The organism is Arthrobacter roseus (assembly GCF_016907875.1).
GTDB lineage: Bacteria > Actinomycetota > Actinomycetes > Actinomycetales > Micrococcaceae > Arthrobacter_J > Arthrobacter_J roseus.
Map to the genome: position 1 here is coordinate 2,800,453 of NZ_JAFBCU010000001.1, position 26,510 is coordinate 2,826,962.

The window sequence follows — 26,510 nt, forward strand, 5'->3', positions numbered from 1 at the left end:
GGAACATCATGTTTGGCACCTCCAACGCGAAGACAGCAGCCCTGGCTGGCGGGCTGCTCCTGACGGCCATCGCCACGCAGCTCGCCGGTCTAGACACGGTCCGCGACGTGTCGCTCTTCATCGCCGCCGTCGTCGCCGGCATCCCGACGGCAGTGAAAGCTTTTCAGGCGCTGCGTTACAAGGCGTTCAGCATCGACCTGCTGGTCACCATCGCCGTCATCGGCGCACTGTTCATCGGCGAGTACGTTGAGGCGGCAGTGGTCTCCTTCCTCTTCGTTTTTGGCGCTTACCTTGAGGCCCGCACACTGGCCAAGACCCGGCAGTCGGTGCGCGAGTTGGTGGATCTGGCCCCGCAGGAGGCGGTGGTCCGCCGTGTTGACGGTACCGCCACGATCTCCGTTGACGACATCGCCGTGGGCGATATTGTGGTTGTCGCCACCGGTGGTCAGATCGCCGTCGACGGGACGATCGCCGGCGGCAGCGCCCTGGTCAACGAGGCCACGATCACCGGCGAGTCCGTGCCAGCCCGCAAATCCATGGGCGATCAGGTCTACAGCGGCACACTGGTGGAAAACGGCTTCATCGACGTCGCCGCCGAGAAGACCGGCGATGACACCACGTTTGCGCAGATCATTGAACTCGTTGAAAACGCGCAGGACACCAAAACCCGCGCACAGCGATTCCTGGACCGCTTTGCCAGCATCTACACGCCGACAATTATTGTGCTTTCAGTTCTGGTTCTCATCTTCACCCGTAACATCGAGTTCGCACTGACGTTCCTGGTCATCGCGTGCCCCGGCGCACTGGTGATCTCCACCCCGGTATCCATGGTCGCTGGCCTGGGCAACGGCGCACGGTACGGCGTGCTGGTCAAGGGAGGGGACGCGCTAGAACGCTTGGCCAAGGTCGACGCTCTGGTCTTTGACAAGACCGGAACCCTGACCATGGGCCGCCCCGAAGTCACCGCAGTACATTCCCTGGGGTACGACGACGACGCCCTGTTGGCGCTGGCCGCCCGCCTCGAGCAGGCTTCGGAGCATCCCCTGGGACGCACCGTCGTCCAGGAGGCCACGCGGCGTGGGCTGGAGATCGGCCCGGTCCCGGAGCAGGTGGACGTGGTGGCGGGTGGCGGGATTACCGGCGACGTCGACGGCCGTACCATCGCCGTCGGCTCCCCTGCCATGGCCACGCGCATAACCAGCGAAGCAGGGACTCCGACGCCAAGCGGTGTCCAGGACTACATCACCGATCAACAGCGCGGGGGCAACACCACCGTCGTCGTCCTGGTGGACTCCGTACCCGCGGGTATTATCTCTATCGCGGACCGGATCCGTCCAGAGGCACGCGAGGCGATCGCCGCGCTGCGCCAGGCTGGGATCTCCGAGTTCCACATGTTCACCGGCGACAACCGGCACACCGCCGAACTTGTTGCCAGTCAACTGGGAATCGACCACGTGCAAGCGGAGCTACTCCCGCAAGACAAGGTTCGGGCAGTAACAGAGCTCAAGGCACGCGGACTGCGGGTGGGCATGATCGGTGACGGCATCAACGACGCGCCGGCCATCGCAACCGCGGACATCGGGGTGGCCATGGGAGCAGGCACGGACGTCTCCATCCAAACCGCCGACGTCATCCTCACCTCCAACCGCTTTGACCGCCTGGTCCACGCGTACCGGCTGTCCAAGGCGACCATGTGGAACATGCGACAGAATACGATCATCGCCATCTCCACGGTGGTGGTGTTGCTGGCCGGAGTACTGGCCCAGCGGGTGTTCATGGCCACGGGCATGCTCGTCCATGAGATCAGCGTTCTGGCAGTGATCCTCAACGCGGTCCGGCTCATCCGCTTCCGGACGCCTACACTGGCCTCAGCGGCTCCGGCAATCGACAGCGCAGCCACACAGGACACAATCGAAGGGGTGGGCGTGCGATGAGGACACAACAGCTGGGGCGGCGCCAGTGACGACGCTCCCTTCAGAACACGACCATCGGGACCAGTGCGTGGCGCTGGTCCCGATCTTTGCGCATCTGGACCCCGTAGAGCGACATGAGATCGCTTCACGCGTGCGGCAGAGAACGTACCGACGCAACGAGTTGCTCTACGCCCCGGAGGAAGCGAACCATTTCCTGATGATCGTGCACCGCGGAAGGGTCAAGACCTACCGTGGCACCGAGTCCGGCCATGAGCAGTTGCTACGAATCCTGGAGCCGGGCAACTTCATTGGCGAGACAGCCTTCCTGCACACCGGCACAGCAGATCATTACGCGCTGGCGTTGGAGGATGCCGAAATCTGCAGTCTGCATCACGAGGACATCCGCGAATTCCTGACCCGGTACCCGGCCGTCGCGTTGAAGATGCTGGAAACTATGACCGAGCGGCTCGAGCAGACCGAACGACAGCTCAGCTCCTACACCGGCGAGGATGTGGGCGCTCGGATTGCCGGTTACCTGCTGGAGAAAGCCGCCCCGGCTACTGGCGAGCTGATCCTGACCATGTCCAAACGGGACCTGGCCTCGTTGCTGGGCACTACGCCTGAAACGCTGAGCCGGCGGTTGGCTTCCTTCACCGACGCCGGCTGGATAGCTCAATCCTCCGGTGGGCGGATTTGCGTCCTGGACCGGGCGGCGCTGGCCAGGGCCTGACCCACTGGTCCCAGCCGCGCTGCCGGACGAACATCCTCACATCAGAGCAGTTACTTCTCGACGAGCGTCAGAACGTCATACGTGGCCACAATCTCATCGTTCTGGTTGGTCAGGAGCGCATCCCAGCGGACCTCACCGTACTCGTCGTCTTCACGCGGGCTGATCTGCTTGGCTGTCAGCGTCACGCGGAACGAGTCCCCCGCCGCCAGCGGCGTGATGAAGCGCAGAGACTCGAGGCCGTAATTCGCCAGGACGGGTCCCGGAGCAGGCTCCACAAACAGGCCCGCGGCCCAGGACAGCAGGAGGTAGCCGTGCGCCACGATGCCCGGGAAGAACGGGTTCGCTGCCGCAGCCTCCTGGTCAGTGTGGGCGTAGAACGTATCGCCCGTGGTGTTGGCAAACGCCGTGATGTCCTCAAGACTGACTTCACGTAGATCGGAGCGGATCGCATCCCCCACACGAAGTTCGGCGAGGTTCTTGCGGAACGGGTGGCCGCCGTCGTAATTGCGGTACGCCCCTGAATGCCAGACGCCGGTGACAGCAGTCAGCATGTTCGGCGAACCCTGCAGAGCCGTCCGCTGCATGTGATGCATGACCGAACGGATACCGCCCAGCTCTTCACCGCCACCAGCACGGCCGGGACCGCCGTGGACCAGATGGGGAACTGGCGAACCATGCCCGGTAGAGGTCTTGGCATCTTCACGGTTCAGCATGTGAACACGGCCATGATGGGCAGCGATACCCAGAACCAGTTGACGTGCAACATCAGCATCATTGGTACAAACAGTAGCCACCAAGGAGCCTGACCCCATGGCAGCCAAATGGATCGCGTCCTCCAGGCTGTCATAGCCGACGACGGACGCTACCGGCCCAAATGCCTCGAGCGAGTGCAGTTCCGGCGCCTCACTATCCGCCCACGTCAGGACAATCGGTGACATGAACGCACCGTCGTCGGACGTTCCCATGGAACCATCACGATGCGTGACCGACGGGGCATCAAGACTGCCGTAGGCAAGCTCCCCACCGGCGGCCAGCATGGCCTGCACGGCGGAACGGACATCCTCCAGCTGCTCCAGGGAAGCGAGCGCACCCATGGTCACGCCTTCCGCGAGTGGGTCTCCGAGGACAACGCGCTGCTCGATGCGCTTCTCGATAGCCTGAACCACGTCATTGACCATGTTCGTGGGCACCAGGGTGCGCCGGATACTCGTACATTTCTGACCGGCCTTGACCGTCATCTCCGTGACGACTGCCTTGACGAAAGCCTCGAACTCGGGCGTACCCGGAACGGCGTCGGGCCCCAGAATAGCCGCGTTGAGCGAGTCCGTTTCCGACGTGAAGCGCACGCCGCCGTGCACCACGTTCTCGTGTGACTTGAGCTTGTTGGCTGTGTTTGCTGAACCGGTGAAGGACACCATGTCCCGGTAGTCCAGGTGGTCCAGCAGGTCCCGCGCAGAGCCGGAAATGAGCTGGAGGGAACCGGCCGGGAGGATGTCTGACTCGATCATGAGCTTGACGACGGCGGTGGTCAGGTAACCGGTGGGTGTTGCGGGCTTCACGATCGTTGGCACGCCTGCGATGAACGCCGGGGCGAACTTTTCCAGCAGACCCCAGACGGCGAAGTTGAACGCGTTGATCTGGACGGCGACGCCGGGAATACGCGTGTAAATGTGTTCACCGACGAAGGAGCCATCCTTGGACAGGGCCTCCGCGGGGCCGTCGATGACAACCTGTGAATTGGGAAGTTCACGCCGGCCCTTGGAGCCAAAGGTGAAGAGCACGCCGATGCCGCCGTCAATGTCCACGAGCGAATCGACCTTCGTGGCACCGGTACGGGCCGACAGCGCGTAAAGGTCATCACGCTGGCTGTTCAGGAACTGTGCGAGCTGCTTCAGTTTCAGCGCACGCTGGTGGAAGGTCAGCACTCCCAGCGACTGCTGCCCTACCGTACGTCCGTGTTCGACGACGGCGGCCAGGTCAAGGCCCTGCGAGCTCACCTGCGCAAGCACCTCACCGGTGCTGGCATCGCGCACATCTGCGCTGTGGCCGACAATCTCCGTGGCGTCCGGAGTCCACCACGCATCCTGAACGAAACTGGGAACAATCTCCACACCGATGGCGGTCGAGGTCATGGGGTACTGGCCTTTCAGCTGCAACAGGGATCGGACGTGGTTCCTCGTCCTGGGCTGGGCCCAAAACCATAAACCGACCGTCCGTTCGGTAATACTTCCAGCCTACATGACTGTGCCCTGGCGCACAGCTACGCGGCGATCAGGGATTCGCAGTCATTGACACACGTCAATGACTCGTGGTCTGATGGAGTTCTTGACGGAGCTACTGAAGGAGGAATCATGCGTGTTCTTGCCGCTTACTGCGCCCACACAAGGTTTCTTCCCTATCAGGAGTTATCACGCTCATGTCCAACGTCTCGGATCTGACCGATCCAACTAACAGCTCCAGCTTCCCCTATGGCTGGAATATCCTTGACGATCAGCTTGCTGAGAATCAACGGTGGTCCACCTGGACTTCCATCGAAGCGGGGATGCGCGGCCCTCACCCGCGCCCGGACTACGTCATCGAGGATGCCGGTGCCATTGACACCGAGTTGGGCCTCCTCAAGACCGGCAAGGAAGCCGATGTCTTCCTCATAGAACGTGCCTCCACTGAGCGGAGCACGATTCTTGCCGCCAAGCGGTACCGGTCACCGGACCAGCGTCTGTTCCACCGATCCACGGATTACACCGAGGGCCGGCAGGTCCGTCGCAGCCGCGATCAGCGTGCTCTCGAGAAGAAGACCACCTACGGCAAGACCATTGCGGCAGCGCAGTGGGCGTGGGCCGAGTGGACGTCTCTGTGTCTGCTGTGGGAAAAGGGAGTCCCCGTCCCCTACCCCGTGCAGATCGATGGCACCGAGATCCTCATGGAGTTCATCGAGGACCCTGACACCGAAGGCGCCGCCGCCCCACGGCTACAGCAGGCGCGGCCGGACCGGGAAAGGCTTGAAGAGTACTGGCATCAGCTCGTCGAGGCGATGCTGGTGCTCGCGAGTCTCGGCTTTGCGCACGGCGACCTCTCCCCCTACAACGTGCTCGCGGCAGGCAGTCGGTTGGTCATCATCGACCTACCGCAGCTTGTTGACCTGGCCGCGAACCCGCACGGAATGGAAATGCTCGAACGTGATTGTCGCAACATGTGTACCTGGTTCAACGCGAGGGGTCTGAAGGTCGACGATGGCGAACTCTTCGCGGAGCTCGTCGCTGCGGCGTGGTGACGCCGTCTATCCGAGGTTGCACGGCTCGTGTTTATATGGATCTACCCGAGGAAAGGAACACCATGAGCGAGAACACCTCAACCGAACCACAGAAGATTGCCAACGACGACGACGGAACACCCGCCGTCGAGCCAGACGTTCAGTCGGATCCGGCGAAGGATGTCAGTGAAGACAGCGATTGGAGCACTGAAGGTGGCGCGACGCCGTCGGGGCCGGCTATGGAAACCGGCGCACGGGATCAGCAGGACGAACCCAAACACTAGTTTCGGTAACTGAATCCGCCGATCTGTCGTGCAGGTCAGGGGCCTTCGAGAGAGAAAACGGCCCGCGACCTGCACGACACATCTGTGTGGCGGGCCTGCACCATTGGCCTCGGCTGGCCGGCGGGCTGGCAGGCCCAGTGGTTTACGGTGCTGACGTCTGCGTGGAATCCATGGGTGTGGCCAGCCCGTCTGAGATGACGATCTCCACCGGAACCTTGCCCGTGGGATCGTCCCGCTGGAGGGCGGCCTGGACCGAAGGGATTTTGTCTTTCGCGACGGCGATGGTCACCGTGCCGGTGCGGCCGTCGAAGCTGATCCGGTGGATGCTGGTCGCTAGTTCCGGCTTGAGCTTGCCCTGCCATGCCGCAAGTGATGAGACCGAGTCCTCAAGTTGCTGGCTGTTGAGTTCAACAATGCGCGGTGCCGCCCCTGCATCGGATACCACTTGCGCAGCTTCTTCGGTGGTGACCGCTACATGCAGTTTCCCTGATTCGATCCACCCCTGTGAATAGGCGCCTCCGAGTTCTTCGCGAAGGCGGTCATTGAGCAGTAAAAGTTCGGTGGCGTCCTGGGAACTTTCAGACTGCATGGTTGCTGGACTTCCTGACGTGGTGATCATTGGAGGGCCGTCTACAGAGTTTTCCGACGCCGGAGCGCAGGCCGTCATGGCCAGTGTCCCTGCGACAGTCAGTAGCGCTGTGACGGCGGCAGCCTTGATTCGGCTCATCTGCACTCCTCATGGGTGAGTTGTTGAATAGACGAAGAGTGGGCTCCATTTGTTCCCGGTTGGAGCCCACTCGTTCGTTTGTCCTATAACTGCCAGGGTGGCTAGCCTTCCAACCCGCGTCGGCGGAACAGCATGAAGGCGCTTCCGGCCAGAAGCAGGACGCCACCAGCGGCACCAATGGACATCATGACGTTGGAGCTACCGGTTTTTGGCAGTTCGTTCGACACAGGTGCGTCGTCGCCGCCGTTGTCATTGGCGACCGGGGTTGAATCGTTCCCGCGGGCTGCTGCTGGCGTGGGCGTATTTGTGGGCTCCGGTGACGGCTTGGTGGGCGGCTCCGTGGGTTCCGGCGCCGGCACTGGTGCCGGCAGGACCGTGACGGACGTGGTCGCGGTGCCGGAAGTCATTTCCGAGACCGTTTGTGTGGCGTCGATGGTGTGCGTTCCGGTATCGAACGTGCCCGGAACGTCAACGCGCCATGCGCCGTCAACGACGTCACCTTCGATCTTGATCTCATCATTGATAGTCACGAGAACCCTTGCGCCATTGATGCCAGTACCGGCGATGGCTGCGGGGCCGCCCTCCTCGTAGGAGAAGTCCTGCCCGTTACCGGGTGAGGTGATGACCGGCTTGGCCGGAACAACCTTGAAACTACTGGAAGCAGACGTCGACGACGCGCCGTCGAGGCTCTGGATTGCCTTGACGGTGTACTGACCGTAGCGCAGCGCCTCATCGGGTTCGTACGTCCAGGTGCCATCCTTGGCGACCTTGGTCTCGCCCGTGACATCTCCAGTCAACGCCACTGTGGCTCCGGGATTACCAGAGCCGGAGATGCTGGCGATAAACGAGGTCATGCTCGAGCTGTCCTTCGGCGTGGAGATCACCGGAGCAGCCAGAATTGCCGTGAGGGTGTACGTCTCGGTTGCGGAGGTACTAAAGCCATTTTTACCCTGGACAGTGACTATGAATTCGCCGGGAGTGGATGGAGCGTTGAAGCTCCATTTGCCGTCCTCGACGGGCACGGTTGTTGATGTGCCGTCTACGGTGACAACCACCGACGACGCCGGGGCAAGTTCACCGGAAACCGTTCCGGTGACGGCCGCGCCGGTGATGATCTCTCCGTTGTCCTGAGGGGAACCCAGCGCCGGAGTATTGACGGCCAGTTCCACCGTGTAGTCGTCAGTGTGTGCCAGAGCGTCCTTGAGATCAGCACTGTAGGCCACCGTGCCGTCGAATGAGGCGGCACTGGTGATGCCCACCGCCGCTGTTCCCGAGATGACGGCTCCGCCCGAATCGCCCGGCTCGTTCAGCGCACCGTAGCTGGCAAAGCCCTTGACCCCGCGGACGTCGTTCGCGTTATTGCCATAGTCGATGCCGGCCACCAGAAACAGAGTGATTTCGTCGACCTCACCACACTTCCATCCAGTGCGTCCCGACTTGCAGATCTCAGCACCGAGGACAGCAGTGGAAACGCCAGTGACCTTGGGACCGCTGCTCGTGAGATCTGCCACGTCCCTCCAGTCGGTGACCTGCGGCAACAGATCCAGATCCGGGTTGATGTCATCGATGACGGAAACGTCGGTGCCGAAGTTCCCGATTTCGTTAGTGCTATCTCCATCGTCGTAGCCGGTTACCGGGGAATTATTTTCTCCACCGAACTGGGAGAACCCAAACGTTCCCAGATCAGAACCGAGGCCCACCGTTCCCCCAGCCTGATCGGCCTCAGGATCCGTCAGGACCACATCGTCATAGGCGCCGTCGTGCGTGCAGTGACCGGCCGAGATGACTGCCGGGTCTCCCGTCGCGTTGAAGCCGCTCCAACCGATGGAGCACAAGGCGGTCGAACCATCACCTATCTCATGGGCATAGCCCTGACCATTCACTACATCCTCGGCGGAAGCAACGGCCGGGCCGTCAGCCTTCTCGACTGAAACGTTGGCGTAGCGGCTGGCGAAGTCAGTGACGGAAATGGTGGAACTGATGTCCGCATTGCGACGCTGCGGGCTCGGCTTCTCCGTGGACAGCGCGCCCGTGTGGATGATAAATTCCTGACCATTCCAGCCGATGGACTGCAGTTCCGCGAGATCCTCGTTGCTTGCGGAAGCCAGGTAGTCAGCCGCGAGCATATCCAGACTAGAGGCGTACTTCCGCTGAATGTCATTGGACTTGACGCTCAGCTCGACGTTGACCCCGAGCTCTTTGGAAAGCTTCTTTCCTGTGACCTTGGCGTTAGCGTCTGGGGTAGCGGTGTGAACGTTGATGGTGCCGTCCTTGACGGAAACCTGCGCATCGACCCCTGCGGCTTCAACGGCGGCTTCGGTGTCGAGGGCCTTCTGTGCCAGTTCTCCCGCCTCATCAAACTCGGCCTTGGTCATGTCGAGGTCACGTTCAAGCGCCTCCTCAAGCCCGCCCGGAAGCGCGCCGTCAGATGGCGCGGGCACGTTGGTGGCGGGCGCGGTCGGCACGGCGGTCGCCGGAGACTCTGCTGGAACCGCGTTGGCCATCGGCGCAGCGGCGAAGGTGCTACCCAGGACCAGGGCAGCTGCGGCACACGCGGTACCGCCGCGCTTGAAAAAAGCGCGTGTGGATTCCTGCATTCAATTTCCCCTACGGTGAGATCCGCTGTGCTGAGCCAGGACGGGCTTCAATGCCCCCGAACGGTGAATCGATGTGATTTGTCACACCGAACGCTAGGGAATCCCGACGGATTTTTCAAGTTTTTGCTCGGTTAAAACTCAGGTAACAATCAGAAAACCGTGCTTGCTATTTGTCCCAGGTGAAGAATCCCTGTCCACTCTTGCGACCCAGTTCTCCGGCGGCCACCTTGTCGCGCAGGATCTGCGGCGGTGCAAAGCGTTCCCCCAGAGTCGAGTGTAAGTACTCGGCGATGCCTAGTCGAACATCAAGACCAACAATGTCCGTTGTCTTCAATGGTCCGGTGGGGTGCTTGTAGCCCAAGACCATAGCTGTATCTATGTCCTCGGCCGATGCCACCCCTTCTTCGACCATGCGCATGGCCTCCAGCGCTATCGCTACGCCAAGACGTGAACTGGCAAACCCCGGCGCGTCATTGACAACAACCGGAGTCTTGCCAAGGTCCTGAACCCACGCGCGTGCAGCGTCGACTAGTTCCGTGGACGTCGTTCTGGCCAGTACTACCTCAATGAGGGTGGATGCGGGGACCGGGTTGAAGAAGTGAAGTCCGCAGAAGCGCTCTGGTCGGGACAGGCTCGCTGCAAGCTCCGTGACCGACAGGGAAGAGGTGTTCGTGGCCAGCCAGGCGTCGTCGGAAAGCTGCTCCTCAACGGCCGTGAGAGCCGTGCTCTTCAAGTGGAAATCCTCGGGCACTGCTTCCACCACCAGACCGCAGTCTGCAAAGGACGCGTAGTCGGTGGACACCGAGAGCCGGGACTCCAGCGCATCGGCACTCTCCGTTGTGGTGCCGCGCTCAACGCTTTTGCGCAACGCAGCCGCAACACGGGCGTGCGCGGCTTCGGCGGCTTCAGCATTGCGCTCCACGACGACGACGGCAGCGCCAGCGACGCAGAACGCATGCGCAATCCCGGCTCCCATACGTCCGCCGCCAAGGACTCCGACTTTGCCGGGAATCGTCATTATTTCTTCTTCCTGTCCAGGAACGCCTGCATGCGGTCAAACTTTGCGTCGGACTCAAACAACATGCCCTGCGCCAATGTATCGATTACGGGATGGGCCTCGGCGGGCATATGGAATACGGATTTCGTGATGCGCACGGCCAGTGGATCCTGCCTGCCGATCCGGTCAGCAAGCGCGTCCGCAGCGTCGAGGAGGTTCTCGGCGTCGTGCACTTCCGTAACAAGACGGGCCGCGAGTGCCTCTTCAGCGGTGAGAATTCTCCCCGCGAGGAGGATTTCCTTGGCGAGGGGCTCCCCTACCAATTCCTTCAGACGCCAGGATGCGCCCGCCGCCGCGAGGATTCCAAGCCCGGTCTCAGGGTTTCCGATCTTCAGCGTGGGCGATGCGATGCGAAAGTCCGCAGCGTACGCCAGTTCGGCTCCCCCGCCCAGGGCGTAGCCGTCAAGGGCAGCAATGACCGGCATGGGAAGTTTGGCGATCCGCACGAAAATGGTGGAGTTGATCCCCTGCAGAGCGTCGTCGCGCCGGCGTTCCCGCAGCTGGGCGATATCCGCCCCGGACGCGAATACACCGTTTGCCCCCGAGATGATGAGCACGCGCGGCCTGGCTTCGAGCTCGGCGCAGACCTCGTGAAGCTCGTCCACCATGGTCTGGTCGATGGCATTCCGGACGTCCGGGCGGTTCAGCTGGACGTGAAGTCTATCTTCGGTTTCCGTGATGTTGAGGGTAGTGAAGTCCTCCCTCATCAGCACGCCTCTAGCAGCAGCGCTGTCCCCTGGCCAACGCCTACGCACAGCGTTGCCAGTCCGCGCGATGCTCCTTCGCGCTCCATGCGTCCCAGCAGGGTGATGGCCAGGCGCGAACCGGTGGATCCCAGCGGATGTCCCAGGGCGATGGCGCCGCCGTCGCGGTTGACGATCTCCGGGTTCAGACCGAGCCGCCGAATGGTAGCCAGGGACTGCGTGGCGAAGGCTTCATTGAGCTCAATAGCGCCGATGTCGGACAGGTCCCAGCCGCTGCGCTCGAGGACCTTGCGGGTGGCGGGGACGGGGCCGACGCCCATGACCTCCGGTGCCACCCCGGCAGATCCACCCTCGGCAATGCGTGCACGCGGCGTCAGTCCGTACTTCTCCAGGGCCCGCTCCGAGGCGACGATGATGGCGGACGCGCCGTCGTTGAGCGTGCTGGAATTCCCAGCGGTGACGATCCCGCCGGGCTTTACAACAGGGCGCAGTTTGGAGAGGACGTCCATGGTTGTTCCCGGACGAGGGCCCTCATCGGTGTCCACAACGGTGTCGCCCTTGCGACCACGAATAGTGACGGGCACAATCTCGTCCTTGAAACGTCCAGCGTCAATGGCGGCGAGCGCAAGCTCGTGCGACCGGACGGCAAACGCGTCCGCATCTTCGCGGCTGATGCCATCAACGGCAGCGACTTCTTCGGCGGTCTCAGGCATGGAGTAGGTCATTTTGCCGTCGCGGGACAGATCTCCCGTGGCGAAGCGTTCGTTGACAAAACGCCAGCCGATTGCGGTGTCAAAGGTGCTGCCGGGTTTGGCAAAAGCTTTCTGCGGCTTCTCCATGACCCAGGGTGCCCGGCTCATGGATTCGACGCCTCCGGCGACCACGATGTCCGCGGCTCCGGCCTTGATCATGTGCGAGGCCATGATGATGGCGCTCATTCCGGATGCGCACAACCGGTTGATGGTGATTCCGGGGACCGATTCTGGGACGCCAGCCAGCAGCGATGCCATGCGGGCCACGTTGCGGTTTTCCTCACCGGCCCCGTTGGCGTTGCCGTAGATTACTTCGTCGATCATGGCGGGGTCTATCCCTGCCCGGGCCACCGCCTCGCGGATGGTCAGCGCTGCCAGGTCATCGGGCCTCACGCTGGAGAGCGCTCCGCCGTAGCGACCAACCGGGGTCCGTGCCCCGCCAACCAGAAATGCTTCAACCATGAATGTGCCCACTACCTTGGTGACGTTGGTTTGGGACGGTGTCTTCCGGCAAAAAGTCACGGGAGATTACCGACCGTTCGTTCTATAAAGAATCGCACGACGTCGGCTGGCGGTCAACTGCTTTCGCCGTCGACATCGGCACCTCACCAAGGAACGTCACGATTCGCGGCCGGGGCGTCGTCGTCGATATTCTGCCGGAATGACCGAGAACCAGCAGCACGAACGCACATACACCTTTCCCGAACCGAAAATCGTTGCCGATGCGGCCATCACCATGTCGGGGCTGGAGTTCCTTCACGCCACAATCAGCGGCGAGGTCCCGGAGTCACCCATGATGTGCACGCTGGGCGTCAGAACGGTCGAAGCCGAGCCGGGCCGCGTTGTCATGCAGGCGCCCACCGAGCCGTTTCAGTTCAACACCATCGGCACCGGACATGGCGGTTTCCTGGCAACCTTGCTGGATACCGTGATGGGCTCCGCCGTCCATAGCCGCTTGCCTGCCAAGCAGGGCTTCACCACCCTTGATATTCAGGTCCGTTACCGCAAGGCATTGAAGTCCGACGCCGGTCTGGTCACCGTCGTGGGAATCGCTGATCACGTAGGGCGGACCACAGCGACAGCGAGTGCCACGATCAGCAATGAAGACGGCGCGGTTCTGGCGACGGCGACATCCTCATTGCTGCTGTTGGAGAAACACTGAAGCTCCTGCTCACTCAATGACGACTGCAAACTGGCGACTAACGATTCACATCCCCTGAGTGTCGGCTTTCCCGGCGGCCACGCCCGTAATCCGATGTGCCATGGTGCGGAAGATCAAACCGTGGAAAGGCAAGACGGCTAGCCAGTACAGCCGTCCACCCAGGCCTCGCGGGAAAAAGATGGCGCGCTGGCGGTACAGGGCACCGCCGCCTGCCTCCGGTTCAACGCTCATCTCGAGCCAGGCACGCCCGGGCACTTTCATTTCCGCTCGGAGCCGGAGCATTTTTCCGCGTTCCAGATGCTCTACGCGCCAGAAGTCCACGGCCTCACCTGTGTGGAGCACATCTGGGTGACGCCTTCCGCGCCGCAAACCCACTCCGCCGGTGAGTTTATCCATCCAGCCGCGCACGGCCCACGCCAACGGCAGCGAGTACCATCCGTTGTCACCGCCAACACCCTCGATGACCTTCCATAGCTGGTCCGGGGTTGCCGTCGTCGTCCGTTCCTTCTCGTCCGTAAAAACGGTGTGCCCGGTCCATTCTGGATCGCTCGGGAGGGGGTCGCTTGGTGCGCCCACGACGGAAGCGTTCTTCCAGGTTGTTGCAATGTCGCCAGCATCCATCTTCTTAAGTGCCAGCCGCACCGCTGCCGGATATGAGGTCGGGCCACCGTCCGGAACGGCTATGTACTGATCGATGTCGTGTTCCTGGACAACGCAGTCAAACTGTAGGGAACCGATCAGGGGCACCGCGAGCTTACGTGGAATGGGAGTCACCAGATTGACCCATTGGGAGGCCAGCCATGGAGTCAGAACCGGCAGCGGAACCACTGGTCGAAAGCGTAGCCCGGCCTCCTTGGCGTACCCGTTCATCACCTGGTCGTAGCGCAAAATGTCAGGTCCGCCAATGTCAAAGGTTCGGTTGAGGTCTTCCTTGATCTCAGCAGCGGCGGCCAGGTAGTAAAGGACGTCCCGCACCCCGATGGGCTGCACGCGGTTCCGGACCCATTTGGGTGCCACCATGGCGGGCAGGACGTCTGTCAACTGCCTGATCATTTCGAAGGAGGCAGACCCAGACCCGATGACGACGCCAGCCTGCAGGGTGATGGTAGGCACCCCGGAGTCCAGCAGGATGTCGCTGACGTTTGTCCGCGAGCGCAGATGCGGACCCAGTACTGCGTCTTTGGGGTGAAGGCCGCCCAGATAGATGATTCGGCCCACCCCGGCCTGCCGACAGGCGGTGGCAACATTTTTTGCTGAAGCGGTTTCTGCGTCTTCGAACGAGCCATGGCCGCTACTCATGGAGTGCACCAGGTAGTAGAGGATGTCCACTCCGGCACACGCTTTTTGAAGCGACTCGGGGTCCTCGAGGTCGCCGCGCATTACCTCAACGCTGTCCACCCAGGGAACATCCTTGAGTTTCTGCGGGGAGCGGGCAAGAACTTTGACGGTGTGCCCCGCTTCGAGGAGTGACGGCACCAATCTTCCGCCGATGTAGCCGGTCGCTCCGGTGACAAGAATGGTCTTTGCCATGGTGTGCACACTCCCTTAATTGAGGTTCTGTCGGGCTTCCACTGCAGCGCTCACGGCCTTTTCGAGAAACCGCGCTACTATCGCCAGTTCGTTGCGGCTGAAGCTGGAGATGGCCCGTCCCATGTGTTCTGCCATGGGCATGAACATGGCGCTGCCGGTGGCGATTGCCTTGTCGGTGAGCTCCAGGTCTATCTGCCGGCGGTCGGTGCTGCTGGGTCTGCGGTCCACATGACCGGAGTCGGCCAGTCTGTCAACGAGGGCTGTCGTGGCGGCGGAGCTGAGGTTGAGTTCCCGGCGCAGCATGCCCGGAGTCATGGTGGCACCGGTTCTGCGGGCCGAAACCAGCAGGGAGATGGCGTTGAGGTCTGTTCTGTGGAGTTTTTCCGAGGTGCTGACGGCGTGCACGTAGCGGTCGGTTTCGAGCGTTAGTTGCTGCATCAGCAGCATGAGCTTGAAGTCTGGTCTCTCCTGCATTGCGTCTCCTCCGATCCCACTATCCATTATGAGGTACATATTTATCTCGGCTACCGATATGGTAGACCGCAGAGATACATTCATGGGAGGAACACATCAGATGAAGCGCCTTTTGAGAACACTGATTCCGGCTCTGCTGGTGGTGGCATGGCTAGTGGCAGCGGCCGTTGGCGGACCCACCTTCGGTAAACTCGATCAGGTTTCGGACAACGACCCATCGGCGTTCCTCCCCAGCAGCGCCGAATCCACAGTGGTTCGCGAATGGCAGCAGAAATTTGTTGAATCGGACACGATCCCGGCAATCGTCGTCATCGAGTCCAACGACACCCTTTCGCAAGAAGCGGTTGCCGATTACGCAGGCCTTGCAGAGGACTTCAGCAAGGTAGACGGTGTCGCCGAGACCAGCACCGGCTCCCCCGCGGTGATCGGCCCCATCCCCTCTGAGGATGGAAAGGCAGTGCAGTTGATCGTCCGCATCGACGGAAACGCCGATGCCGGCCCCGTCGTCGAGGAAATGCGCACCATTTTGACCGAGCAGATCCCAGAAGGTTCAGAAGGGTACGTGACCGGACCTGCTGGGTTCACCACAGACCTGACCAAAGCGTTCGCCGGGATCGACGGCATCCTGCTGGGCGTGGCGCTCGGCGTCGTCTTTGTCATCCTCCTGGCGGTCTACCGCTCCGTGATTCTTCCGTTCCTCGTTCTGTTCACCAGCGTTGGCGCACTGACCGCGTCCATTCTGGTCATCTACTTTCTGGCGGACGCGGGGTGGATCCAGTTGAGCGGTCAGAGCCAGGGCATCTTATCCATTCTCGTCATCGGCGCGGCAACCGATTACGCCCTGCTTCTCACGGCCCGGTACCGCGAAGCACTCCTGACCAACACCGCGAAATGGGACGCCATGCGCATCGCCTACCGCGGTTCCTTCGCGCCGATCCTCGCCTCGGGTGCAACCGTCATCGCCGCCCTGCTGTGCCTGCTCTTCTCTGACCTCAACTCCAACCGCAGCCTCGGGCCCATTGCAGCCACCGGCATCGCGTTCTCCCTGCTGGCCGCGCTATCCCTGCTTCCTTCCCTACTCCTACTCTTTGGCAGGAGCGCGTTCTGGCCGCTTCGCCCCACAGTGCGCGATCACCAGGAGGCCGACGCCGGATCAACTTCCTGGAGCCACGGTCTGCGCGGTATCTGGCTCAAGGTTCCCCAGTTCGTGGCTGGCAAACCGCGGATCATCTGGGCCGGCGCGCTGATCATCCTGCTCGCCGGGTCAACTGGCCTGCTGCAACTCAAGGCCAGTGGAGTCCCTCAGTCCACGTTGATCCTCGGGCCCTCACAGGCCGTGGACGGCCAGGATGCTCTAGCCCGCCACTTTGATGCTGGCTCTGGCAGTCCAGTCCTCGTGGTTGCTGAACAAGACACACGCGCCGACGTCGCCGCCATCATTGAAGACCAGGAAGGCATCTCCACAGTGACTCTTGCTGGCAGCGAAGGAGCGCCCGGTGCGCCGAGTGAATCGGAGCCGAAGGTGGTGGACGGACGCATCCTCTTCAATGCAGTTCTTGACTACGAGCCGGACTCCGCCGAAGCCGAGGCCGTCGTTGAGCAACTCCGCGTGGCCCTGGATGACGCCGGACTCGAAGCGCAGGTCGGAGGGACCACCGCCGTCGCCTTCGACACAAGCACCACGGCCCAGGCGGACCTACAGAAAATCATCCCGCTGGTGCTCGCCGTCATCTTGCTCATCCTCATCATCCTGCTGCGTTCCCTCGTGGCCCCGCTACTGTTGATCGGCACAGTACTGCTGTCCTACGGCACTGCCATGGGTGTCTCCGCACTGGTTTTCAACCACATCTTCAATTTCCCCGGAGCAGACGCATCCGTCCCACTGTTCGGTTTCGTGTTCCTGGTGGCTCTGGGCGTGGACTACAACATCTTCCTCATGACTAGGGTCCGCGAGGAGTCCAAAAACCTCGGCACCAGGCCCGGAATACTGCGTGGCCTGGGCGTCACCGGCGGAGTCATCACCTCCGCCGGCATCGTTCTCGCCGCCACCTTCTCCGCTCTTGGCGTCATCCCGATCCTGTTCCTGGTGCAACTGGCTTTCATTGTGGCGTTCGGAGTGCTGCTGGACACCATCATCGTGCGCTCGCTCCTGGTCCCTGCCCTGGCCTATGACATCGGTAATGCCATCTGGTGGCCGTCAAAGCTGGGTCGGAAAACCCGCGACATGGAAGAGCTACGCAACGAGCCCCAAAAGGTTGCCTCCCAAAGATAGACTCGGACGGTGACTAACGAACTTCCCGCCAAGGTGTCCGATATCTTCGATCCAGTTCGCTGGAGAACCGTCAAAGGTTTCGAGGACCTGAACGACATCACCTACCACCGGCACGTAAACCGGAACGCGGGACAGGACCAAGACACCGGAACGCGGGATCTACCCACCGTACGGATCGCCTTCAACCGCCCCGAGGTGCGCAACGCGTTCCGCCCGGGAACTGTCGATGAGCTGTACCGGGCCATGGACCATGCACGGATGACCCCTGATGTGGCCACCGTATTGCTCACCGGAAACGGTCCCTCACCCAAAGACGGCGGTCACAGTTTCTGCTCCGGTGGCGATCAACGGATCCGGGGGCGGGACGGTTACCGTTACCCCGTGGACGGCGATACCGGGGATTCCGCTGAATTCATTGATCCAGCCCGCGCGGGGCGGCTGCACATTCTCGAGGTCCAACGCCTGATGCGCACCATGCCCAAAGTGGTCATCGCCGTCGTTAACGGTTGGGCAGCAGGAGGGGGCCACAGCCTTCATGTCGTGAGTGATCTGACCATCGCCTCGAAGCAGCACGGAAAGTTCAAGCAAACTGATGCCACCGTGGGAAGTTTCGACGCCGGCTACGGTTCGGCGCTTCTGGCCCGCCAGATTGGTCAGAAAGCAGCCCGAGAAATCTTCTTCCTGGCCCGCGAATACTCCGCCGAGGACATGGTTCGTCTGGGCGCCGTCAACGAAGCGGTGGACCATGAAGACCTAGAAAACACCGCGCTCGACTACGCCGCAGACATTGCCCGGCAGTCACCACAAGCCATCAGGATGCTGAAGTTCGCGTTCAACCTGGCCGACGACGGCCTCGCCGGCCAACAGGTCTTCGCCGGTGAGGCCACCCGGCTTGCCTACATGACGGACGAGGCGGTTGAGGGCAAAGAAGCATTTCTGGAAAAACGTGCCCCCAACTGGTCCGAGTTCCCCTATTACTTCTAAGCTGGCCAAACCATGGAACTCCTTCCCGTCTATACACCTCTGGGCTTCGACCCCCTCGGACTGCTTGCACCCATAGCTGACGCGCTCTCCGGCGAAGGCCCTGCGGTAGCACCGCACGCCCACCCGGACCAATCGTTCAACGGCAGCCTCGCCAACGACGACGTCGCCGCCGTCATCAGTACCTCCGGTTCCACCGGAACGCCCAAACAAACCATGCTCAGTGTGGATGCCCTAGCGGCGTCCTCCATGGGCACCGCCACGGAGCTGAAGGCCGAAGGACAGTGGCTTCTGGCACTGCCGGTGCATTACGTGGCCGGATTCCAAGTTCTCGTGCGGTCCCTCTACGCGGGGACGCGCCCCTGGGCCATGGACCTCACAAAACAGTTCACCGGCGAGGCATTCACCGACGCCGCTGAAGAGCTCACCGACCGCATCCGGCTCACCTCACTGGTGCCCACCCAGTTACACCGCCTGCTCACGGACCCCTCACCCAGAACTCTCAAAGTCCTCCAGCGCTTCGACTCCATCCTCATCGGCGGCGCCCCCATCAGCCCCAAGCTCCTGACCGAGGCCCACAAACACGGATTGAACGTGGTGCGCACCTACGGGATGAGCGAAACCTGCGGCGGATGCGTGTACAACGGTGTCCCGCTGCCAGGGGTGCACCTCTCCAACGACGAAGGAACCCTGTGGATCGGCGGCGATACGCTCGCCGAGGGCTACCTGGGACAACCGGAGTTGACCAGCGAACACTTCCCCTTCCACTCGGGTCGCCGTTGGTTCCGCTCCGGCGACGTCGGCGACATCAATGACGGCGCCCTCACCATTCAGGGCCGCACCGACGACGTACTGACCACCGGTGGTGTCAAAGTCTCCGCAGCCGCCGTCGTGCGCGTCCTGGAAGAGTGCGTCGGCGTCCGCGAAGCGTACGTCACCGGCCTCCCCCACGATGAGTGGGGTACAGAAGTTGCTGCCGCCGTCGTTGGTAACGCCCCACTTCAGGAGCTGTGCCAGCAGGTCCGCACCGAACTCGGGCCCGAAGCCGTACCCAAGAAAGTCCTCGTACTGGATCGCTTGCCGTTGCTGGCCAACGGTAAAACAGACCGACAGCAGCTGCGGCTACTCCTGGAGCGATGCCCCGACCCACATCTCTAGCCCCGACTGCCGCACGCCGCCGTGAGGCTCTACCCGACCAAGAAGAAAAGGACACCGATTCGTGGCTACAGCAGCCCAATGGCTGGAGGGCGCACGCCCCCGGACACTGCCCATGGCGATCGCGCCCGTCATCATCGGAAGCGCGGCCGCCTACTCCATGGACGCGTTCAAACCATTGAATGCTGTGCTGGCCGCCATGGTCGCCGTACTGCTGCAGATTGGGGTGAATTACGCCAATGACTATTCCGACGGCGTACGAGGCACCGATGAGAACCGCGTTGGTCCGCTACGGTTGACCGGCTCGGGAGCGGCGCAGGCACGCTCCGTCAAATATGCGGCCTTCGCCAGCTTCCTGCTGGCGATGGCTGCCGGCGTCTACCTCCTGTACCTGTCGCAGGCCTGGTTCTTGATCCTTGTGGGGATCGGCTGCATCGCTGCGGCGTGGGGATATACCGGAGGCAAGAACCCTTATGGCTACATGGGTCTGGGCGATATTTTTGTGTTCGTGTTCTTTGGCCTCGTGGCAACCCTGGGAACCACCTATACGCAGGCCGGGGCCGTCAACGCTCCCGCCATTGTGGGCGCCATCAGCACCGGCACCTTCGCCATGGCACTACTCATGGCCAACAACGTCCGCGATATTCCCACGGATCGGGAGCACGGGAAACTAACGCTCGCCGTGCGCCTGGGCGAAGACATGGCACGAGTCAGTTACGTCATGATGCTGGCGTTGGCGCTGCTGCTACCAGTGTTCTTGGTCTATGACTACCCGTGGGTGTTGCTGGTGTTAGTGCTGATACCGCTGACGCTCATGCCGAGCTGGCTGATGCTCAAGGGCAAGAAACGCAAGAGCCTGATTCCCGTGCTCAAGCAGACCGGCATTTTGAACCTGCTGTTCAGCGTGCTCTTTGCCGCTGGCTTGGTGCTGACAGGGATCCTGAGCTGACGTTGGAGCCGGTGCACGCCTCGGGCACTTCGCTGCGCAGGGTGCTAGCTGCTGCGGTCTGGACTCTGGCCCGGCCCGTAACTGTCTGGCCTGTAGTTGGCTGGATCGTCGGTTGGCCGCTCTGAGGCCCGCGATGGCTTTCGCGCCATGTCTATCCTGGCGTTGGGATCGATGGAATCCTCAGCATCGGCGTCGCTGAGTTCGGCCTTGTTTCGCACCGGCGGAGCACTGTCTCGGAAGCGCCGCTGTAACGTGGCCGCAGCCTCATTGCGCAGCGTGCGGAAGAAGAGGTACGTGATGCACAACGGGATGATAACCGCCGCGATCGCCGACACCCAGAGCCCGGCACCCAGCCAGATGAACAGAGCAAAGCACACGATGATCAGGCCGGAGCGGAGAAGAGTGAATTTCAGGAATGCCACGCATCCAGTCTACGCGTCGGGATCGGGCGCTCGGCTCGGCCTCCCCTGACTCTGCGCAGACCAGAGCCCGTATCGAGCCTACAATTGGTATATGCGTTTAGTGTTGATCGGGGTAATCCTCTACATTGCGGTCACGGTCTATGCCGTGATCGACTGCTCCACGTCCTCTTCCCGCGACCTCCGCGGCATCAGTAAAGGTGCATGGATTCCCGTGATCATCCTGCTGCCGGTGATCGGCGCCGTGCTGTGGTTCCTCTTCGGCAGGCCTGTTGTCCTCCCGCAGTCCAAACGCAGCAACGCCCCGGATGATGATCCACAGTTCCTCCGCAACCTGGAAACCTGGCGTTCCCAGCAGTCGCGGGAAGCAGCGCTGCGCAAGCGCGAGGAAGAGCTGAAAGCCCGCGAAGAACGGCACGGTAAGGACGACGACGGCGGCGATACCGGCGGATCGAACCGCCCAGCCACCGGCCACTGACGGTCTAGATCCCGGAGTAGCTATGCAGACCGGAGAAGAAGACGTTGACAATGGCGAAGTTGAAGATCACACACAGATAGCCAACAATGCTTAGCCAGGCAGCCCGGGTTCCGGTCCACCCACGCGTTGCCCGCGCGTGCAGGTAGCCCGCGTAAACCACCCAGATCACGAACGTCCATACTTCCTTGGTATCCCAGCCCCAGTAGCGGCCCCACGCTTCTTCGGCCCAGATGGCGCCGGCCATCAGTGTGAACGTCCAGCCCACAAACGCAATCGCGTTGATTCGGTACGCGAGATTCTCGAGGCTCAGAGCGTTGGGTACAACGCGCATGAACGCGAACCGGTCCGGCTTGCCCGCACGCACTTTGGCCTCACGGTCTGACTGCATCAGCTGCAATACGGACATCGCGAAGGTGATGGTGAACAACGCCGAGGAGATCACGGCGATCGATACGTGGACAACGAGCCAATAACTCTGAAGTGCGGGCACCAGGTGCGCCACCGGCGTCGGAAATCCCACGATCGCAGCGTTGAGCATCACCAGCACCAGTCCGGTCACGAAGGCCCCAACGAAGCGCACATCCTTGCGCAGCAGCACGATGAGGAACACGAGCGTGACCACAAGGGCGCCCGTAGTGCAGAACTCGTACATGTTGCCCCACGGCACACGGTGGGCCGCGAAACCACGGGCCAGCACGGCCGCCGCGTGAACCGCTGCCGCCACCACAGTGAGGGCCACGGCGACCCTCGCCAGCTGGCGGCGTTCACCCGTGTATTCCATGGAGTCATCCGCGGTCTGGGCAACCGCGCCTCCAGTCGGTGGTGCCCCATGATCCTCCACTGAGCCAGCTGCCCCCGCACCCGCGCCAGCGGGAACCGTCACGCTCTCACGCGTTCGGGCCGGCGTCGCGCTACGGACCGCTGCGTCCTGCGCAGCGCGATTCTCGACCCCGCGAATGGTCTTGCTGCTGCGAACCAGGTCCAAAACAAACACTGCGAAAGCCACCGTGTAGGCGACCGACGCGAGAAGCATGAACAGCTCGCTGTACTGGCCCAGTTCTTCGTTGATGCTTTGCATTAGCGGTCCTTACGCGTTGTGGTATCTCGATTATGCGCGTCCTCGGGGCTGACTGTCAGCCAGGCCTTCTCGAACAGACGCTTCAGTGCGGCAGCCTCGGTGGTCAGCCGGTTATCCTCACCACGGGCGAGCAACCCGTACTCCACCATGATGCGACCGTCGTCGTGCTCCCCGGCCCGCACCCATACGCGGCGGCGGCTGATGAACAGCGAGCCCATCAACCCGGCCAGCGCCAACACCGAAAAGATCAGGACAGAGAGTTTGGTGGGGTCATACGTGACATCCAGTGCAACATAGCGCTTGAGACCGTCAAAGGTGATGGAGCCCTTGTCCTCCGGTAACTCGTACGTCTCATAGGCGCCCAACACAATCCCGCCCGCGTCCATGCCACGGTTGTTCAGCGGCGTCAGCGGATCTGTGTCGAGAGTGAAGACGCTCTTCGGTTCGCCCTTGTCCAGGCCCAGATCCCCATAGTAGGAGTTTAGGTTCAGCTGCGGATTGAACGGATCCGGGTCTGAAGCGAAGGCCACACCCTGCTCGTCAATGCGCGCCGTCGGCAGGAAGAATCCCACAAAACCCAGCTGCTCGGGCCGGGCATCTGGCACCTTCAGAACCATGAGCGAGGTGTATGCGGCGTCGTTCGGGATCGACACCACAGGACCTTGATAGGCGACGTCCCCGTTGCCGTCTTTCACCGTGATGACCGGCGCATAACCGTTGCCCACCAGGTAGACGCGGGTTCCGCCGATGTTGATGGGGTGATTGACCTTCAGTGTCTCCTGTTGGGGCTCAGCGTCAGGACCTGTTTTTGTGGTCATCTTAGCGGTGAAGTCCAGTGGCTGCCCGTAGTGCGTGGTGGATTCGCGATCAAAAACCACGTCAAAGTCATCGAGTGTCAGCGAATAGGGATCCAGCTGGTTCTCTGAGAAGTTGGTGCCCGGGTTGAAATTGTCATAGCCGATGAGCGTATTCACGAAAGTGTCGCCCTCCACCAGGACCTTCTGCCCACGGTAGCCAAAGAGACCGCCGGCGGCAACGGAAATGAGAACACCTATCAACGCGGTGTGGAACACCAGATTACCGAGTTCCTTCAAGTACCCGCGTTCAGCCCCGACAGATGGCCGCGCACCCTCCAGATCACGGATCTCTACACGGTAGCCGCGCTTCTTCAGCAGTTTCGCGGCATCCTCGATGACGGCTCCCGCAGAATCAGGAGACGCGCCGGCGTCGTCGTCCGTTCTTTCCCGCCCTGAGGACACCGCGACGGTGCCATATTCAGGCATCCGAGACAAGCGCCGCGGCGTACGCGGCGGCTGCGAGCGCAGCGCCCGATAATAGACCTTTGTCCGCGGCACAACGCAGCCAATCAGGGAGATGAACAGCAGCAGGTAAATTGCTGAAAACCAGACAGAGCTGTAGACATCGAACAGCTGGAACCGGTCCAGCCAGGGGCCTGAGTCCGGATTGTTCTTGATGTACTGCGTGACGACGGCGGGGTTGGACGGACGCTGCGGAAAGAGCGAACCAGGAACGGCTGCGATGGCCAGAAGGAGCAGCAGAAACAGCGCGGTTCGCATGCTCGTCAGCTGAGTCCACGCCCAGCGAAGCGTGCCGAACAAACCCAACGCCGGCAGTGCGATGTCTGATTTACCGGTCTGGGCGTTATCGGATGAGGTGTTCTCCGGCTGCTTACTCACGTGATCCTTGTTGGTCTTCTTCATCAGATGGGCAGCTCCACACTATTGAGCCAGCCCTGGAGCTCGTTTATCCACATGATCCAGATTCCTGTGGCCATCAGTCCGCCAACAACAATGAGCATGAGCCCGCCAGACAGTTGCAGGGCGCGCCGGTGTTTCCGGAAGAAAGCCATGGCCCCCAGACCGCGGCGGACGCCAAGGGCGATCAGCAGGAACGGCAGACCAAGCCCCAGACAGTACACGAAGGTCAGGATGGCGCCTTTGGCTGCGCTGGCGTCACTGCCAGAGAACGACAGCAACTGCACGGCCGAGAGCGTTGGACCGATACACGGTGCCCAGCTCAGGCCGAAGGTCAGGCCCAGCAGCGGCGCCCCCCACAGTCCCGCACGCGGTGAAGCATGAATTCTGCGATCCTGCTGAAACCAGGCCAGCCCGCCCATGAACACCACGCCCATGAGAATCACGAGCAGACCGAGCAGCTGCGTCACCCACGCCTGGTCCGGACCTTTGAGCCAGGCACCAAGCTGACCGAACACCGCGCCGATAGCCACGTAAACCACGGTGAATCCAAGGACAAAGAGCCCGATGCCGATGAACATGCGTCCGCGCTTCTGCTGTTCCAGGTCGACGCCGGCCAAACCCGTGACGTACCCGAGGTAGCCCGGAACGAGTGGCAGGATGCACGGGGAGAGGAAAGAAACGATGCCGGCCAGCAGGGCAACAGGCAGCGCCAGCAACATAGATCCATTGAGGACGGTTTCGGCAAACGGGTTTCCTGCGCTCAGCACGGTGACACGCGCCAGTTCGACGGCGGGGAGCACGTGGGCCTACTCCGCCACGGCGTCGGAGATCAGGGCTTTCAGGGTGCTCTTCTCCGCCAGACCCAGAATGCGCGCGGATACACGGCCCTGTTTGTCCAGCACGATGGTTGTGGGCACGGCCTGCGGCGGAACGTAGCTTGTCATCGACAGCAGGACCTGGCCGTCCTTGTCGTTGAAGCTTGGGTACGGAATGTTGAACGTGCGCTCGAATGCGTCCGCGGTGGCTTTTTCGTCGCGAATATTTACCCCAAAGAATAGGGTGCCTTCGGGGCTGAATGTCTCATGGAGCGCCACGAGGTCAGGGGCCTCCTTGCGACACGGCGCACAGGCGGCGTACCAGAAGTTCAGGACCACAACGTTGCCACGCCACTGCTCCGATGAAGCCTGCATGCCGCTGAACAGCTTTCCAGAGATGTCGACGGGCTTGCCGCGTTTCTCCGGCGCATATTCAGTCACTGAGCCATCGCCAGCAATGTAGTTCTTGTTGTCCCCCGCTTTGGCCTGCTTGGCCAAGGGGTCTTCCACGGTGCACCCGGCCAGCGCGACCGCGGCGGGTATGCCGAAGGCCAGCGCAGCACCGTATTTCAGGAGCGAACGGCGTCCGGGAATTCCATCAGTAGTGTTCACAGCTTCTTTCACAATTTCTACAACGTGTAGTAGTACTTATATGCTCCCATACATTATGCGCCCGGAACATTGGCAGCTCCTGGGAGCAGATCGGGGCACGGCTCGGTGTACCTGACTCCAGCCAGCTGGCCGTCGTCGAGCTCCAGGGACGTAATGGAAGCCAGCGTGCACTCTCGTTGCCGCGGATCATGCCACAGGCGTTTCTTCTCCGCGGCAAGACGCGTTACCCAGATGGGAAGCTGGTGACTGACGAGAACGGCTTCGGCCCCGTCTCCACCGTTTTCCACCGCTTTGCGGGCCGCATCTCCGACGGCCTCCATGATGCGTGCCGCCTGCGCAAGGTACGGCTCACCCCACGAAGGCTTCATGGGATTCACCAGAAGCGGCCAGTACCGCGGATTACGCAGCTGTCGCTTGATGCCAGCCATCCCCTCAAACCGGTTCTGCGCCTCAAGAAGCCGCTCATCAGTGTCGATCGGTAGTTCCAGAGCGTCCGACGTCGGCTTGGCAGTTTCTTGAGCGCGCGTCAAAGGTGAGGCAGCCAGGTAGCTGATGCGGGCGCCGTCGTGCTCTCGCTCCTGAAACCAGGAGGCCGCACGCTCGGCCATTTCGTGACCGAGCGCGGAGAGATGGAAGCCGGGTAAGCGTCCGTAGAGGACGCCCTCGGGGTTGAAGACCTCGCCGTGACGCAGCAGGTGAACTGTGGATTTGGGCATGACATCAAGTTTGACACCCCGGCACTGGCCGCCCTAATTTCAGCCGCCGCGGCTCCTTCCCTCAAGATGTAGCAGCGGAAGTTTCCGACCCAGGGAATAAAACATGTATTTACATGTTTGCATCCTGAGGAAGCTAT

At 61.8% G+C, this 26,510-nt stretch carries 25 protein-coding genes; 11 read left to right on the top strand and 14 right to left on the bottom strand.

Translation table 11 applies throughout. The features are described 5' to 3' along the window. Positions 1–8: 8 nt before the first annotated feature. Entirely contained in the window at positions 9–1,934 is a 1,926-nt protein-coding gene (locus tag JOE65_RS13535) for a heavy metal translocating P-type ATPase (protein WP_205163689.1), read from the top strand. Between the two features lie 25 nt (positions 1,935–1,959). Next, positions 1,960–2,643, top strand: coding sequence for a helix-turn-helix domain-containing protein (locus tag JOE65_RS13540; RefSeq protein WP_205163690.1), 684 nt, complete (start codon positions 1,960–1,962; stop codon positions 2,641–2,643). Between the two features lie 50 nt (positions 2,644–2,693). Here the strand turns inward: JOE65_RS13540 and paaZ are convergent, their stop codons facing one another. Then, complete coding sequence (gene paaZ / locus JOE65_RS13545; protein WP_205163691.1) at positions 2,694–4,775, bottom strand: phenylacetic acid degradation bifunctional protein PaaZ; 2,082 nt, start codon at positions 4,773–4,775, stop codon at positions 2,694–2,696. Between the two features lie 284 nt (positions 4,776–5,059). On the opposite strand from paaZ, the gene JOE65_RS13550 reads away from it, so the two are divergent. Both JOE65_RS13550 and JOE65_RS13555 read left to right on the top strand, forming a co-directional pair. Beyond that, entirely contained in the window at positions 5,060–5,914 is an 855-nt protein-coding gene (locus JOE65_RS13550) for a serine protein kinase RIO (RefSeq protein ID WP_205163692.1), read from the top strand. Positions 5,915–5,976: 62 nt separating this feature from the next. Next, a complete protein-coding gene (locus tag JOE65_RS13555; protein ID WP_205163693.1) occupies positions 5,977–6,177 on the top strand; it encodes a hypothetical protein in 201 nt (66 codons plus the stop codon). 142 nt (positions 6,178–6,319) lie between these two features. Here JOE65_RS13555 and JOE65_RS13560 read toward each other — a convergent pair whose 3' ends face one another. From JOE65_RS13560 to JOE65_RS13580, 5 genes are all read right to left on the bottom strand, one after another. Next, entirely contained in the window at positions 6,320–6,904 is a 585-nt protein-coding gene (locus JOE65_RS13560) for a hypothetical protein (RefSeq protein ID WP_205163694.1), read from the bottom strand. A 101-nt stretch (positions 6,905–7,005) separates the two neighbouring features. Then, positions 7,006–9,501: an LPXTG cell wall anchor domain-containing protein gene (locus tag JOE65_RS13565; protein WP_205163695.1), complete on the bottom strand. Its 2,496-nt coding sequence runs from the start codon at positions 9,499–9,501 to the stop codon at positions 7,006–7,008. 166 nt (positions 9,502–9,667) lie between these two features. Further along, the gene (locus tag JOE65_RS13570) at positions 9,668–10,519 is read right to left on the bottom strand and encodes a 3-hydroxyacyl-CoA dehydrogenase family protein (RefSeq protein ID WP_205163696.1); all 852 of its coding nucleotides are present in this window, start codon (positions 10,517–10,519) and stop codon (positions 9,668–9,670) included. Next, on the bottom strand, positions 10,519–11,265 hold the full coding sequence (locus tag JOE65_RS13575; RefSeq protein WP_205163697.1) for an enoyl-CoA hydratase/isomerase family protein: 747 nt from the start codon (positions 11,263–11,265) through the stop codon (positions 10,519–10,521). The genes JOE65_RS13570 and JOE65_RS13575 overlap by 1 nt, the downstream gene beginning before the upstream one ends. After that, on the bottom strand, positions 11,265–12,476 hold the full coding sequence (locus JOE65_RS13580) for a thiolase family protein (protein ID WP_205163698.1): 1,212 nt from the start codon (positions 12,474–12,476) through the stop codon (positions 11,265–11,267). The genes JOE65_RS13575 and JOE65_RS13580 overlap by 1 nt, the downstream gene beginning before the upstream one ends. Before the next feature lie 38 nt (positions 12,477–12,514). Here JOE65_RS13580 and JOE65_RS13585 point away from each other — a divergent pair, with 38 nt between their 5' ends. Then, entirely contained in the window at positions 12,515–12,679 is a 165-nt protein-coding gene (locus JOE65_RS13585; RefSeq protein ID WP_205163699.1) for a hypothetical protein, read from the top strand. Beyond that, positions 12,676–13,176, top strand: coding sequence for a PaaI family thioesterase (locus tag JOE65_RS13590; RefSeq protein WP_205163700.1), 501 nt, complete (start codon positions 12,676–12,678; stop codon positions 13,174–13,176). Before JOE65_RS13585 ends, JOE65_RS13590 begins: the two co-directional genes overlap by 4 nt. Before the next feature lie 45 nt (positions 13,177–13,221). Here the strand turns inward: JOE65_RS13590 and JOE65_RS13595 are convergent, their stop codons facing one another. Next, on the bottom strand, positions 13,222–14,706 hold the full coding sequence (locus JOE65_RS13595; protein WP_205163701.1) for an SDR family oxidoreductase: 1,485 nt from the start codon (positions 14,704–14,706) through the stop codon (positions 13,222–13,224). 15 nt (positions 14,707–14,721) lie between these two features. After that, positions 14,722–15,180, bottom strand: coding sequence for a MarR family winged helix-turn-helix transcriptional regulator (locus JOE65_RS13600; RefSeq protein ID WP_205163702.1), 459 nt, complete (start codon positions 15,178–15,180; stop codon positions 14,722–14,724). 100 nt (positions 15,181–15,280) lie between these two features. Between JOE65_RS13600 and JOE65_RS13605 the strand changes: the two genes are divergently transcribed. The 4 genes from JOE65_RS13605 to JOE65_RS13620 all read left to right on the top strand — a co-directional run bounded on the left by JOE65_RS13605 (position 15,281) and on the right by JOE65_RS13620 (position 20,537). Beyond that, complete coding sequence (locus tag JOE65_RS13605) at positions 15,281–17,452, top strand: MMPL family transporter (protein WP_239536726.1); 2,172 nt, start codon at positions 15,281–15,283, stop codon at positions 17,450–17,452. Positions 17,453–17,461: 9 nt separating this feature from the next. Beyond that, complete coding sequence (locus tag JOE65_RS13610; RefSeq protein ID WP_205163704.1) at positions 17,462–18,436, top strand: 1,4-dihydroxy-2-naphthoyl-CoA synthase; 975 nt, start codon at positions 17,462–17,464, stop codon at positions 18,434–18,436. A gap of 12 nt (positions 18,437–18,448) precedes the next feature. Further along, positions 18,449–19,591, top strand: a complete 1,143-nt coding sequence (locus tag JOE65_RS13615; RefSeq protein WP_205163705.1) for an AMP-binding protein — start codon at positions 18,449–18,451, stop codon at positions 19,589–19,591. Between the two features lie 61 nt (positions 19,592–19,652). Further along, positions 19,653–20,537, top strand: coding sequence for a 1,4-dihydroxy-2-naphthoate polyprenyltransferase (locus JOE65_RS13620; protein WP_205163706.1), 885 nt, complete (start codon positions 19,653–19,655; stop codon positions 20,535–20,537). A 44-nt stretch (positions 20,538–20,581) separates the two neighbouring features. Here JOE65_RS13620 and JOE65_RS13625 read toward each other — a convergent pair whose 3' ends face one another. Next, a complete protein-coding gene (locus tag JOE65_RS13625) occupies positions 20,582–20,959 on the bottom strand; it encodes a DUF4229 domain-containing protein (RefSeq protein WP_205163707.1) in 378 nt (125 codons plus the stop codon). A gap of 91 nt (positions 20,960–21,050) precedes the next feature. Here JOE65_RS13625 and JOE65_RS13630 point away from each other — a divergent pair, with 91 nt between their 5' ends. After that, positions 21,051–21,434 (top strand): PLD nuclease N-terminal domain-containing protein, encoded by a 384-nt coding sequence (locus tag JOE65_RS13630; protein ID WP_205163708.1) that lies wholly within the window; start codon positions 21,051–21,053, stop codon positions 21,432–21,434. Positions 21,435–21,438: 4 nt separating this feature from the next. Here the strand turns inward: JOE65_RS13630 and ccsB are convergent, their stop codons facing one another. The 5 genes from ccsB to JOE65_RS13655 form a co-directional block, all read right to left on the bottom strand. Further along, positions 21,439–22,512, bottom strand: coding sequence for a c-type cytochrome biogenesis protein CcsB (gene ccsB, locus JOE65_RS13635; RefSeq protein WP_205163709.1), 1,074 nt, complete (start codon positions 22,510–22,512; stop codon positions 21,439–21,441). Continuing rightward, positions 22,512–24,233, bottom strand: coding sequence for a cytochrome c biogenesis protein ResB (gene resB / locus JOE65_RS13640; RefSeq protein WP_205163710.1), 1,722 nt, complete (start codon positions 24,231–24,233; stop codon positions 22,512–22,514). Before resB ends, ccsB begins: the two co-directional genes overlap by 1 nt. Beyond that, a complete protein-coding gene (locus JOE65_RS13645; RefSeq protein ID WP_205164212.1) occupies positions 24,233–24,949 on the bottom strand; it encodes a cytochrome c biogenesis CcdA family protein in 717 nt (238 codons plus the stop codon). Before JOE65_RS13645 ends, resB begins: the two co-directional genes overlap by 1 nt. Positions 24,950–25,036: 87 nt before the next feature. Then, positions 25,037–25,657, bottom strand: a complete 621-nt coding sequence (locus JOE65_RS13650) for a TlpA family protein disulfide reductase (protein WP_338021650.1) — start codon at positions 25,655–25,657, stop codon at positions 25,037–25,039. 53 nt (positions 25,658–25,710) lie between these two features. Then, complete coding sequence (locus tag JOE65_RS13655) at positions 25,711–26,373, bottom strand: histidine phosphatase family protein (protein ID WP_205163711.1); 663 nt, start codon at positions 26,371–26,373, stop codon at positions 25,711–25,713. Between the last annotated feature and the right edge of the window lie 137 nt (positions 26,374–26,510).